At 59.5% G+C, this 12,991-nt stretch carries 9 protein-coding genes; 2 read left to right on the top strand and 7 right to left on the bottom strand.

Annotated elements, in window-relative coordinates:
* Positions 1-300 precede the first annotated feature (300 nt).
* The gene (gene alr / locus BN1136_RS05015; protein ID WP_043761353.1) at positions 301-1,527 is read left to right on the top strand and encodes an alanine racemase; all 1,227 of its coding nucleotides are present in this window, start codon (positions 301-303) and stop codon (positions 1,525-1,527) included.
* A gap of 57 nt (positions 1,528-1,584) precedes the next feature.
* On the opposite strand, the gene BN1136_RS05010 is transcribed toward alr, so the two are convergent.
* The 7 genes from BN1136_RS05010 to BN1136_RS04980 all read right to left on the bottom strand — a co-directional run bounded on the left by BN1136_RS05010 (position 1,585) and on the right by BN1136_RS04980 (position 9,389).
* On the bottom strand, positions 1,585-2,541 hold the full coding sequence (locus BN1136_RS05010; RefSeq protein ID WP_043761355.1) for a TerC family protein: 957 nt from the start codon (positions 2,539-2,541) through the stop codon (positions 1,585-1,587).
* 296 nt (positions 2,542-2,837) lie between these two features.
* Positions 2,838-3,833 carry a murein tripeptide/oligopeptide ABC transporter ATP binding protein OppF gene (gene oppF, locus BN1136_RS05005; protein ID WP_043761358.1) on the bottom strand — a complete coding sequence of 332 codons (996 nt, stop codon included), beginning with the start codon at positions 3,831-3,833 and terminating at the stop codon, positions 2,838-2,840.
* A complete protein-coding gene (gene oppD / locus BN1136_RS05000) occupies positions 3,834-4,814 on the bottom strand; it encodes an ABC transporter ATP-binding protein (protein ID WP_042863654.1) in 981 nt (326 codons plus the stop codon). It lies immediately after the preceding gene.
* A gap of 94 nt (positions 4,815-4,908) precedes the next feature.
* A complete protein-coding gene (oppC, locus tag BN1136_RS04995; protein WP_010674331.1) occupies positions 4,909-5,820 on the bottom strand; it encodes an oligopeptide ABC transporter permease OppC in 912 nt (303 codons plus the stop codon).
* Between the two features lie 14 nt (positions 5,821-5,834).
* The gene (gene oppB / locus BN1136_RS04990) at positions 5,835-6,755 is read right to left on the bottom strand and encodes an oligopeptide ABC transporter permease OppB (protein WP_010674330.1); all 921 of its coding nucleotides are present in this window, start codon (positions 6,753-6,755) and stop codon (positions 5,835-5,837) included.
* Positions 6,756-6,852: 97 nt separating this feature from the next.
* Entirely contained in the window at positions 6,853-8,472 is a 1,620-nt protein-coding gene (locus BN1136_RS04985; protein WP_043761367.1) for an ABC transporter substrate-binding protein, read from the bottom strand.
* A gap of 281 nt (positions 8,473-8,753) precedes the next feature.
* Positions 8,754-9,389 (bottom strand): YchE family NAAT transporter, encoded by a 636-nt coding sequence (locus BN1136_RS04980; protein ID WP_043761370.1) that lies wholly within the window; start codon positions 9,387-9,389, stop codon positions 8,754-8,756.
* An 839-nt stretch (positions 9,390-10,228) separates the two neighbouring features.
* Between BN1136_RS04980 and adhE the strand changes: the two genes are divergently transcribed.
* Positions 10,229-12,904, top strand: a complete 2,676-nt coding sequence (gene adhE / locus BN1136_RS04975; protein WP_043761372.1) for a bifunctional acetaldehyde-CoA/alcohol dehydrogenase — start codon at positions 10,229-10,231, stop codon at positions 12,902-12,904.
* Positions 12,905-12,991: the final 87 nt, after the last annotated feature.

Raw genomic sequence — 12,991 nt, 5'->3', positions numbered from 1 at the left:
GCCACCCACAGCACTGCGGCAGGCACGAGCAGGAGCGGCATCCCCCTCGCCTCCCCCCGCCCCAGCCACATGGCGAGCACGATGACCACAAACAACAGCAAAGGTGGGATCCGCACCGCTAAACGCATATTTTCTTCCCGTTCCCCGTGCCACGAATGGCGCCGTTAAGTTACACTCCCAGCGCTGACATCTTGGAAAAAATGGATAAATATCATCCACATACGAATAAATTCCCAAGATGCAGACACACGCGTCCACACAGGACGCACCTCAACTGAGACAATAAGAAGGTAACATCCCATGCACAAGAAAACGCTGCTCGCGACCCTGATCTTCGGTCTGCTGGCCGGCCAGGCGGTTGCCGCCCCCTATCTGCCGCTCGCGAGCGACCACCGCAACGGTCAGGAGCAGACCGCCACCAACGCCTGGCTGGAAGTGGATCTCGGCGCCTTCGAGCACAACATCCAGACCCTGAAAAATCGCCTGGGTGACAAGGGCCCGCAGATCTGCGCCATCATGAAGGCCGACGCCTACGGTCACGGCATCGATCTGCTGGTGCCCTCCGTGGTCAAGGCAGGCATCCCCTGCATCGGCATCGCCAGCAACGAAGAGGCCCGCGTGGCCCGCGAGAAGGGCTTCGAGGGTCGCCTGATGCGGGTGCGCGCCGCCACCCCGGATGAAGTTGAGCAGGCCCTGCCCTACAAGATGGAAGAGCTGGTCGGCAGCCTGGCCAGTGCCCAGGGGATCGCCGACATCGCCCAGCGCCACAACACCAATATTCCGGTGCACATCGGTCTGAACTCCGCCGGCATGAGCCGCAACGGCATCGACCTGCGCCAGGCCGATGCCAAGGAAGACGCCCTGGCCATGATCAAGCTCAAGGGTATCACCCCGGTCGGCATCATGACCCACTTCCCGGTGGAGGAGAAAGAGGACGTCAAGATGGGGCTGGCCCAGTTCAAGCTGGACTACCAGTGGCTGATCGACGCCGGCAAGCTGGATCGCAGCAAGCTCACCATCCACGCCGCCAACTCCTTCGCCACCCTGGAAGTGCCGGAAGCCTACTTTGACATGGTACGCCCGGGCGGCATCATCTATGGCGACACCATCCCCTCCTACACCGAGTACAAGAAGGTGATGGCGTTCAAGACCCAGGTCGCCTCCGTCAACCACTACCCGGCGGGCAACACCGTCGGTTATGACCGTACCTTCACCCTCAAGCGCGACTCCCTGCTCGCCAACCTGCCGATGGGTTACTCCGACGGCTACCGCCGCGCCATGAGCAACAAGGCCTATGTGCTGATCCATGGCCAGAAGGCTCCTGTCGTGGGCAAGACCTCCATGAACACCACCATGGTGGACGTGACCGACATCAAGGGGATCAAACCCGGTGACGAGGTGGTCCTGTTCGGCCGCCAGGGGGATGCCGAGGTGAAGCAGTCTGATCTGGAGGAGTACAACGGCGCCCTGCTGGCGGACATGTACACCGTCTGGGGTTACACCAACCCCAAGAAGATCAAGCGCTAAGCAAATCGCTGATATGAAAAAGGGCTCCCTGGGGAGCCCTTTTCAGTAGGTTGGCAATCACGCCGCTTTCACGCCCTCTTTCTTGCGGGTCACCCAGAGGCTCAGCCCCATGGAGGCCAGCAGGATCAATGCTACTACTCCGAGTGCGATGCCGGTCGGGATCTTGAACACATCCAGCAGCAACATCTTGACCCCGATGAACATCAGGATCAGCGCCAGGCCGTATTTGAGCAGGGCGAAGCGCTCGGCGACACCGGCCAGCAGGAAGTACATGGCGCGCAGCCCCATGATGGCGAAGATGTTGGAGGTCAGCACGATGAAGGGATCCGTGGTCACCGCGAAGATGGCCGGGATGCTGTCCACCGCGAAGATGAGATCGCTCACCTCCACCAGCACCAGAATGAGCAGCAGCGGGGTCGCGTAGCGCACACCGTCACGCCAGACGAAGAAGTTCTCCCCCTCCAGGGTCTCGGTCACCTTGAAGCGGCGACGCATCCAGCCGAGCAGGGCGTTGTTCTCGAGATCCGGCTCCTTGTCGGCCGCCCACAGCATCTTGGCACCGGTCAGCAGCAGGAAGGCACCGAACAGGTAGAGGATCCAGTGGAACTGCTCGATGAGCCAGCTGCCCGCGAACACCATGCCGGCACGCATGACGATGGCACCCAGTACCCCGTAGAGCAGCACCCGGCGCTGCAGCTCGGCGGGAATGGCAAAGTAACCGAACAGCATCAGCCAGACGAAGACGTTGTCCACCGCCAGCGCCTTCTCGATGAGGTAGCCGGTGAGGAACTCCAGTCCCTTCTCGTTGGCTATTTCGCGCCCGGCGCTGTGATCCAGCCAGAGCCAGATGGCCAGGTTGAACAGGAGCGCCACACTGACCCAGATGAGGGACCAGACACCCGCCTCTTTCAGCGACACCTTGTGCGCCTTGCCGCCGCCGACAAAGCGGATATCAATCCACAACAGGACCAGCACTATGCTGAAGAAACCGGCCCACATCCACCATTCACCCATTTTCCTTTCTCCCAAAACGACAAAACCCACGGCCGGGAGGCGGTGGGTTTGCGTCTGGAGCAGATACACCTTGCCTCTCGGCAAGGTCTCACTTACAGCCGATTTGCATCGACTGCCCGGCTGCCGGGTGCACTGCAGGAAAAGGTGTGCACCGTAATGACGACAAACCGGCGAGAAGTTACTCCCCTTGTTGCGGCGGATAGTAACAGCCCCGAAAGGTAACGCCAAGAGGCATCTTCTCCCCGAGTAAAAATAATAAAGGGCGCCACACGGGCGCCCTCGTTCTCAGGCTCTCTTCAGAGCGGATCCACCTTGAGGCAGGAGACCGCGTGATCGAAGTTCCCCTCCAGCATGGGCCGGGTCTTGGCACATTCGGGGCCGGCCACCGGGCAACGGGTACGGAACACGCAACCGGACGGCGGGTTCATGGGGGACGGCAGATCCCCTTCCAGGATCTGGATGGTCTTGCTGCGCTCCACGTCCGGATCCGGGATGGGCACCGCCGACATCAGCGCCTTGGTATAGGGGTGCAAGGGGTTCGCGAAGATCTCCTTGCCGGTGCCGAGCTCCACCGCGTTGCCCAGGTACATCACCAGCACCCGATCCGAGATGTGCTTCACCACGGAGAGGTCGTGGGCGATGAAGATGAGGGAGAGCCCCATCTCCTTTTGCAGAGATTTCAGCAGGTTCACCACCTGGGCCTGGATGGACACATCCAGCGCCGAGACCGGCTCGTCGCAGATGATCATCTTGGGTTCCAGGATGAGCGCCCGGGCGATGCCGATGCGCTGACACTGACCGCCGGAGAACTCGTGGGGGTAGCGGTTCACCAGGTTCGGCAACAGGCCCACCTTGGTCATCATGGTGCGCACCTTCTCCTTCACCTCCTCCTTGCCCAGAGCCGGGTAGAAGGTGATGAGGGGCTCGGCGATGATGTCGCCTATGGTCATGCGCGGGTTGAGCGACGCCAGCGGGTCCTGGAAGATCATCTGGATCTCCTTGCGCTTCTCCCGCAGCGCCCCCTGCTCGAGCTTGGTCAGATCCTGCCCGAGCCACACCACCTTGCCGTCGGTGGCCGGCACCAGGCCGATGAGGGCGCGGGCGAAGGTGGACTTGCCACAGCCGGACTCCCCCACCACGCCCAGGGTTTCCCCTTCGTAGAGGCGCAGGGTCACCCCGTCCACCGCCTTCAGGGCGGAGGGCTTGGCCCAGGGCCAGGCCTTGTCACTCTTGATTTGGAAGTGAACCTTGAGGTCGGACACTTCCAGCAGCAGTTTCTTGTCAGTACCCATTTAGTTCACTCCCTTGATGATGGCATCCGACACCCAGTGGCAGGCCCGCTCCCGCCCGTCATTGAACGGGGTGAGGATGGGGGACTGCTGGCCGCAAATCTCGTGTACCCGGTGGCAGCGCTCCTGGAAGGGGCAACCGGTAGGCAGACGCAGCAGGTTGGGCGGATTGCCCGGGATGGTGGGCAGCACTTCCCCTTCGGTGTCGAGACGGGGAATGGCGCGCAGCAGACCCTCGGTGTAAGGGTGGCTCGGCCGATAGAAGATGTCGTTCACCTTGCCGTACTCCATGGTACGGCCGGCGTACATCACCAGCACCTTGTCGCAGATGCCGGCCACCACGCCCAAGTCGTGGGTGATCATGATGATGGCGGTGTTGAACTCGCGCTTGAGTTCGTTCATCAGGGTCATGATCTGGGCCTGCACCGTCACGTCCAGCGCCGTGGTCGGCTCGTCGGCGATGAGCAGCTGCGGGCGGCACAGGAGCGCCATGGCGATCATCACCCGCTGGCGCATGCCGCCGGAGAACTCGTGGGGATACATGTTCATCCGCTTGCGCGACTCGGGGATCTTCACCGCGTCCAGCATGCGTACCGACTCCTCGAAGGCGGCGGCCTTGGTCATCCCCTTGTGCAGCATCAGCACTTCCATCAGCTGATCCTTCACCTTCATGTAGGGGTTGAGCGACGTCATGGGATCCTGGAAGATCATGGCGATCTTCTCGGAGCGGATACGGTTGAGCTTGGACTCCGGCAGGTTCAGGATCTCTTCACCCTGGAACTTGGCCGACCCCGTGATGACGCCGTTCTTGGCGAGCAGCCCCATGATGGCAAAGGCGGTCTGGGACTTGCCGGAGCCGGACTCCCCGACGATCCCGAGGGTTTCGCCGGCGGAGAGGGAGAAGTTGAGGTCGTTCACGGCCACCACGTTGCCGTCCGGGGTCTTGAACTCGACCCGCAGATCTTTCACATCCAGTAATTTCATATAAACACTCCTTATCGATCTGTCGTGAGGCAGGCCTGCCCATCCCGCTGGCGCTATGCGTCCAGCGGACGGGTCCTACGGCATTGCTTGCGTCTTACCGATCCTTGGGATCGAGGGCATCACGCAGACCATCCCCGAGGAAGTTGAAGCAGAACAGGGTCACCACCATGAAACCGGCGGGGAACAGGAGTTGCCAGATGGCCACTTCCATCGACTTGGAGCCTTCATCCAGCAGGGCGCCCCAGCTGGTCATGGGCTCTTGCACACCCAGCCCCAGGAAGCTCAGGAAGGATTCGAACATGATCATGCCAGGCACCAGCAGGGTGGCGTAGACCGCCACTATCCCCAGCACGTTCGGCACTATGTGGCGGGTGATGATCTTCCACTTGGAGACGCCGCAGACGTGGGCCGCTTCGATGAACTCCTTGCTCTTGAGGCTCAGGGTCTGGCCGCGGACGATCCGCGCCATGTCGAGCCAGCTCACCGCGCCGATGGCGAGGAAGATGAGGGCCAGATTGCGACCGAAGAAGGTCACCAGCATGATCACGAAGAACATGAAGGGGAAGGCGTTGAGGATCTCCAGCACCCGCATCATCAGGCTGTCGACCCGACCGCCGATGAAACCGGAGGCTGCGCCATACAGAGTGCCAATGATGACAGCCACCAGGGCCCCCATGATGCCGACCATGAGGGAGATGCGACCGCCGAGCAGGGTGCGCACGAACAAGTCACGCCCCAGGCTGTCGGTGCCGAACCAGTGACCGGTCTCCATGTCGGGGGCGCTCTGCATGGCACCCCAGTCCGGATCGTCGAAGGTGTACTGGGACAGGTGCGGCCCCACGATCACCGCCAGACCGATGATGGTCAGGATGATGAGGCTGGTGAGCGCCGCCTTGTTGCGCAGGAAACGGCGGCGGGCGTCCTTCCACAGGGAGCGTCCTTCCACCACTTCCACTTTCTGGGCGAACGCCTCGACGGCTTCGCGCTTTTCAGTTGTGACTACCATGATGTACTCCCGGCTTAATAACGGATCTTGGGGTCGATGACGGCATAGAGAATATCGACCACGGCGTTAAAGGTGATGGTGAGGGCCCCGACCAGAATGGTCAGGCCGAGCACCATGGAGTAATCACGGTTCAGCGCACCGTTGACGAACAGCTGACCAATCCCCGGCAGGCCGAAGATGGTCTCGATGACCACGGAGCCGGTGATGATGCCGACGAACGCCGGCCCCAGGTAGGAGACCACCGGCAGCATGGCCGGGCGCAGCGCGTGTTTCAGGATGATGTGGCGCAGCGGCAGCCCCTTGGCACGGGCGGTACGGATGAAGTTGGAGTTCATGGTCTCGATCATGCTGCCCCGCATGATGCGGGAGATGGCCGAGATGTAGTACATCATCATGCCGAACACCGGCAGCACCATGAACTGGGCCCCGCCCCCCTGCCAGCCCCCCGCCGGGAACCAGCCGAGGTAGATGCTGAAGAAGAGCACCAGCAAGGGTGCCAATACGAAGCCGGGTATCACCACCCCGGCCATGGCCGACGACATCAGCAGATAGTCGATGAGGGTGTTCTGTTTCAAGGCTGCAATGGTGCCGAAGGTGACCCCCAGGGTCACCGCCAGCAGGAAGGCGACCGAGCCTATCTTGGCGGAGACAGGCAGGGCCTGGCTCACCAGATCATTGACGGTGAAGTCCTTGTATTTGAAGGAGGGCCCCAGATCCCCCTGGACCAGGTTGCCCAGATAGGTGAGGTATTGCATGCCGATGGGCTTGTCCAGGCCATATTTGGCCTCGATGTTGGCCAGGACTTCCGGCGGCAGGGCGCGTTCGCTGGTGAAGGGGTTCCCCGGGGCGAAACGCATCATGAAGAAGGAGACGGTGATCAAGACCAGCAGAGTCGGGATCGCTTCCAGTAGACGTTTAAGGATGAATTTCAACATAGACATTTCCTGTCCTGTACTGCTTCCAAAGGGTCGCGGTTGTAATAAAGGCCCGCCGTCCGGCGGGCCCTGCTTGTTATGCGACTTGTTTCTTTACTCAGTGAGCAATGATGTACATGTCTTTGCTGTAGATGTTGTCCAGCGGGTTGGCCGGGTAGCCACCCACGTAGGGCTTGACCATGCGGGAGGTCACGTACTGATAGATGGGGGCGATCGGCATGTCCTTGGCCAGGATCTCTTCGGCCTGGACATAGAGGTTGTTGCGCGCCTCGGCATCCACCTGGTTGCGGGACTCGCTCATCAGCTTGTCGAACGCCGTGTTGGAGTACTTGCCGTCGTTGTTGCCGTGAGTGGTCTGCATCAGATCCAGCATGGAGGAGGCTTCGTTGTAGTCGGCGATCCAGCCGGCACGACCCACGTCGAAGTTACCCTGCTTCTTGGTCTCCAGGTAGGTCTTCCACTCCTGATTCACCAGGCTCACTTCCACACCCAGCTTCTTCCACATGGAGGCGACGGCCACGGCCACCTTCTTGTGGTTGTCGTCGGTGTTGTAGAGCAGCTCGAACTTGAGCGGCTTGCCCGGGCCATAACCGGCTTCGGTCAGCAGCTCTTTCGCCTTGGCATCACGCTCGGCCTGGCTCAGCTTGGACCAGGCCGGGGCTACCGGCTTGAAGCCGTCCACGAAGTCGGGCACCAGGGTATAACCCGGGGTCTCGCCCTTGCCCATCACCTTGTCGGCGATCACGTTGCGGTCGATGGCATAGGAGAGCGCGGTACGCACGCGCACGTCATCAAACGGCTTGTGCTTGAAGTTGTACTGGTAGTAGTAGGTACCCACATAGCCGCTCACCTGCACTTCCTTGGGCAGCTCTTTCTTCATCTGCTTGAAGCGCTCGATGGGCATGTTGTAGGTCAGATCCACTTCACCGGCCAGGTAGCGGTTCAGCTCGGCGTTGGTGGACTGGATCGGCAGGTAGGTCACCTTGTTGATGACGGTCTTGGCGTTGTTCCAGTAGTTGGGGTTGCGCTCGACGTCGACGCGCTCGTTGACCACCCAGTCCTTCAGCACATAGGCGCCGTTGGAAACCATGTTGCCGGGTTGGGTCCACTTGTCACCGAACTTCTCGATCACCTTCTTCGGTACCGGGTAAGTGGTGGTGTGGGAGAGCATGCTGACGAAGTAAGGCACCGCCTTCTCCAGCTGCACCTCGAAGGTGTAATCGTCCACCGCCTTCACACCCAGGGTGTCGGACGGCTTCTTGCCCGCGATGATGTCGGTGGCGTTGACGATGGTCGGGATCTCCATGTACCAGGAGTACGGAGAAGCCGTTTTGGGATCCACCGCGCGCTTGAAGGCAAATTCGAAATCGTGAGCGGTGACGGGATCCCCGTTGGACCACTTGGCATCCTTGCGCAGGTGGAACACGTAGTGTTTGTTGTCCTTGGTTTCCCAGGACTCGGCGACGCCGGGCAGGGTCTCACCCTTGGGGCCGGAGGTGACGAGACCTTCGAACAGGTCGCGCAGGATGTTGGATTCTACCGTACCTTCGGTCTTGTGCGGATCCAGGGTTGCGGGTTCGGAACCATTGCCTTTCACCAGGGTCTGCTCGGAGGCGAGCTTGGTGCCGGCGGGGACATCGGCGGCGTGAGCCAGAGTGGCGCCACCAAAGAGTGCGGTCAATAAAAGGGTATTAATAATTGTTTTTCTATGAGTCATTTCCATACTCCAACAAGAACATTCCATGCATTTGTTATCCACGAGATAAAAACCTCGCTGCCCGCATAATTCCCTGACAAATCTGATAATGCAATAGATATCATCAGCACCAGGGTACTTTCATGGTCAAAAAAACAACTTCAAACCATTTATTCAGCAATTAAATATGGCGATCAGGTCAGTTTCTATACAGGGACGGTCGATTCTAGGAAATGACCAACAAAAAAGAAACAATAAAAAGCCGGTCACGAGGACCGGCTACGACAAAACATAGAGCTGGCTCACACCAGACCGGGGAAGACCCCCTTGATGCCCGCGACGATGATCTCGATGCCGAGCGACATCATGATGAGGCCCATGATACGGGTGACCACGTTGATGCCGGTGTTGCCCATCAGCTTGAACAGCAGGGGGGCGGCGCGGAAGATGAGCCAGGAGCAGCAGGCAAAGGCCACCACCACCAGGAACATGCCGGCCATCTGGGGCAGGGTCTTCTGGCTGGCATAGACGATGGAGGAAGAGATGGCGCCGGGTCCGGCCATCAGGGGCAGTGCCAGGGGCACCACGGCGATGGATTCGCGCGCAGCCAGTTCACCCTTCTCCTGCTTGTTGTGCTTCACCTCCCCCAGCTTGCCCTGCAGCATGGACCAGGCGATCAGGGTGATCAGCGAGCCCCCGGCGATACGAAACGACGCCAGCGAGATGCCGAAGCTATCGAGGATCAGCTGCCCCATGCACATGGAAACAATCAGGATGATCATCACGGCAATATGGGCGGTGGTATTGGTCTTCCTGCGCTCATCCGGCTGCATGTGACCGGTCAGGCTCACGAAGACCGGCAACAACCCCAGCGGGTTGATGATCGCAAACAGGCCGACGAAAAATTTCAGGTATAAAGAGAAGTCTATTGCTGCCATAGGCGCCATCCAGAACCAAACCGGGCCACAGGGGTCATCCCCATCCAATTGCGCGTAAATTTACACCATGATTTTTCCCTTCACCAATCAAATAATCTCACCCTTTTCGGGGCTTTTCAGTTAGTTCCTCTAATGTATCGACAAAATTCAACATATCGAGTTGTTAAGCCGAGTCAGTGATGGTTAACAATATGATCGAACGCATCGACATTTAATTCTGCAAGACCATCTCATTTCAATATTCACCATCAACAAACCACCCTGTTGGTGGCGTAATGACGCTTTTCCCTGAACGCACAACGACGAGCAACACCTGTCGTGCCCACTCATTCGGGCTGCACGTATCCCCTTCTTCTCTGCCATCGTCGGCAACGAGCCATCGCTCCCACCCCGAATTCTGCCGCGCCAGCGCCGTGACTGGATAAAAGCAACAAGCCACTGGCTCAACAAAAATGAAACCCTCGCCAACTGGCTGGAGAAAGCCACTGCCAAGCCCCTCCCCTGCCGGATCGCCTCCCCTCGGTGCCCCTGGGGGAAACAACGCTGAATTCAGGTGCCATACCCCTTGCATCGCCGGCGACCCGCGCCGGGTTTCAGGCAACAGGTTAGCAACATTCGGCCTGCCGGGTGGCTGAAACAAAATTTCTTTTGTTCTTTTGTTACATATGATCCAGATCAATTTTTTCTGACACATCCCGGCCCTATAATCGAGTCAGAAAACAGTTTACTAAGACATGTAAATACCCCGTTGTGGTGATTCTCTCCTTGACAGGGCGGCTATAATTGCCGGGCATTGCCAAGGTCTTACTAAACAGTTTTCAAATCATCAGGAGATAAACATGGCAGTAACCAATTTGGCTGAACTGGATGCACTGGTTGCCCGCGTCAAAGAAGCGCAGCGTCAATTCGCCAGCTTCTCGCAAGAGCAGGTAGACAAGGTTTTCCGTGCCGCCGCCCTCGCCGCCAGCAACGCCCGTATCCCCCTGGCCCAGATGGCCGTGGCCGAATCCGGTATGGGTATCATCGAAGACAAGGTTATCAAGAACCACTTCGCCTCCGAATACATCTATAACGCCTACAAAGACGAAAAGACCTGCGGCATCCTGAGCCAGGACGACGAGATGGGCACCATCACCATCGCCGAACCGGTAGGCATCATCTGCGGTATCGTACCGACCACCAACCCGACTTCCACCGCGATCTTCAAGGCTCTTATCTCCCTGAAGACCCGTAACGCCATCATCTTCTCCCCGCACCCCCGTGCCAAGAACTCCACCAATACCGCTGCCAAGCTGGTACTGGATGCAGCCATTGCCGCCGGTGCCCCGAAAGACATCATCGGCTGGATTGACCAACCCTCCGTCGAACTCTCCAACGCCCTGATGCGTCACGACGACATCAACCTGATCCTGGCCACCGGCGGCCCGGGCATGGTGAAGGCCGCCTACTCCTCCGGCAAACCCGCCATTGGCGTGGGTGCGGGCAACGTGCCCATCGTCATCGACGAGACTGCCGACGTGAAGCGTGCCGTCGCCTCCATCCTGATGTCCAAGACCTTCGACAACGGCGTGGTTTGTGCCTCCGAGCAGGCGGTCATCGTGGTTGACTCCATTTATAACCAGGTCAAGGAGCGTTTCGCGACCCACGCCGGCTATATCCTCTCCAAGGAAGAGGCCGACAAGGTGCGTAAAGTGCTGCTGATCAACGGCGCCCTGAACGCCGACATCGTGGGCCAGCCTGCCACCAAGATCGCCGCCATGGCCGGTGTCACCGTTCCCGCGACCACCAAGATCCTCATCGGTGAAGGCCTGGAGCTCTGCGCAGAAGACGAGTTTGCTCACGAGAAGCTCTCCCCGACGCTGGGTATGTTCCGTGCCAAGAACTTCGAAGAAGCCGTCGAGATGGCCTGTGACATGGTCAACATCGGTGGTATCGGCCACACCTCCGGTCTGTATACCGACCAGGATCGCAACGCCGACCGCATCAAGTACTTCGGCGACAAGATGAAGACTGCCCGTATCCTCATCAACACCCCCTCCACCCAGGGTGGTATCGGTGACCTGTACAACTTCGCGCTGGCCCCGTCCCTGACCCTGGGTTGCGGCTCCTGGAGTGGTAACTCCATCTCCGAAAACGTCGGTCCCAAGCACTTGATCAACAAGAAGACAGTCGCAAAACGGGCAGAAAATATGCTGTGGCACAAACTTCCGAAATCCATCTACTTCCGTCGTGGTTCCCTGCCTATCGCCCTGGGCGATCTGGAAGGCAAGAAGCGTGCGCTGGTAGTGACCGACCGCTTCCTGTTCAACAACGGCTACGCCGATGAAGTGGTCCGTCTGCTCAAGAAGCTGAACATGGAAGTGGAGATCTTCTACGAAGTGGAAGCCGACCCCACCCTGTCCGTGGTACGCAAGGGCGCCGAAATGGCCAACTCCTTCAAGCCGGACGTGATCGTCGCCCTAGGCGGTGGTTCTCCGATGGACGCCGCCAAGATCATGTGGGTGATGTACGAGCATCCGGACACCGCGTTCGAAGATCTGGCAATGCGCTTCATGGACATCCGCAAGCGTATCTACAAGTTCCCGAAAATGGGCGTGAAGGCCGAACTGGTCTGCATCACCACCACGTCCGGTACCGGTTCTGAAGTGACCCCGTTTGCGGTCGTGACCGATGACGCCACCGGCATGAAGTACCCGCTGGCCGACTACGAGCTGACCCCGAACATGGCCATCGTGGACGCCAACCTGGTCATGGGCATGCCGAAATCCCTGTGCGCCTTCGGTGGTATCGACGCCGTGACCCACGCCATGGAAGCCTATGTCTCCGTGCTGGCGAACGAGTACTCCGATGGCCAGGCGCTGCAAGCCCTGAAACTGCTGAAGGACTACCTGCCCTCCAGCTACATCAACGGCGCCAACGACCCGGTTGCCCGCGAGAAGGTGCACAACGCCGCCACCATCGCCGGTATCGCGTTTGCCAACGCCTTCCTGGGCGTGTGCCACTCCATGGCCCACAAACTGGGTGCGGAGTTCCACATCCCCCACGGCCTGGCCAACGCCCTGCTGATCAGCAACGTCATCCGCTACAACGCGAACGACAACCCGACCAAGCAGACCGCGTTCTCCCAGTACGACCGTCCGCAGGCTCGTCGTCGCTACGCCGAAGTGGCTGACCATCTGGGTCTGACCGCTGCCGGTGACCGCACCGCGGCCAAGATCGAGAAGCTGCTGGCCTGGCTGGACGAGCTGAAGGCAACCCTGGGCATTCCGGCCTCCATCCGTGAAGCTGGCGTGAACGAGGCGGACTTCCTGGCCAAGGTTGACCAGCTGGCCCTGGAAGCCTTCGATGACCAGTGCACCGGCGCCAACCCGCGCTACCCGCTGATCACCGAGCTGAAAGCCATCCTGATGGACACCTACTACGGCCGTCCCTTCATCGAGGAAGCCCAGGTGGCCACCAAGGTAGAAGCCAAAGTCGAAGCCAAGGTAGACACCAAGAAAAAATCCAAGGCCTGATAAGTCCCCTGGATGATGAAAGCCCGCGCAGATGCGCGGGCTTTTTTATTTGTCTATCTGTTTAATTTTGCTAGCTTATTGATAGGC

Origin of the sequence: Aeromonas taiwanensis (genome assembly GCF_000820165.1) — a bacterium.
In the GTDB taxonomy this organism is placed as follows: Bacteria; Pseudomonadota; Gammaproteobacteria; order Enterobacterales; family Aeromonadaceae; genus Aeromonas; species Aeromonas taiwanensis.
Note: the sequence above shows the minus strand (reverse complement) of the source record. Positions and strands in the feature narration are given on the sequence as shown.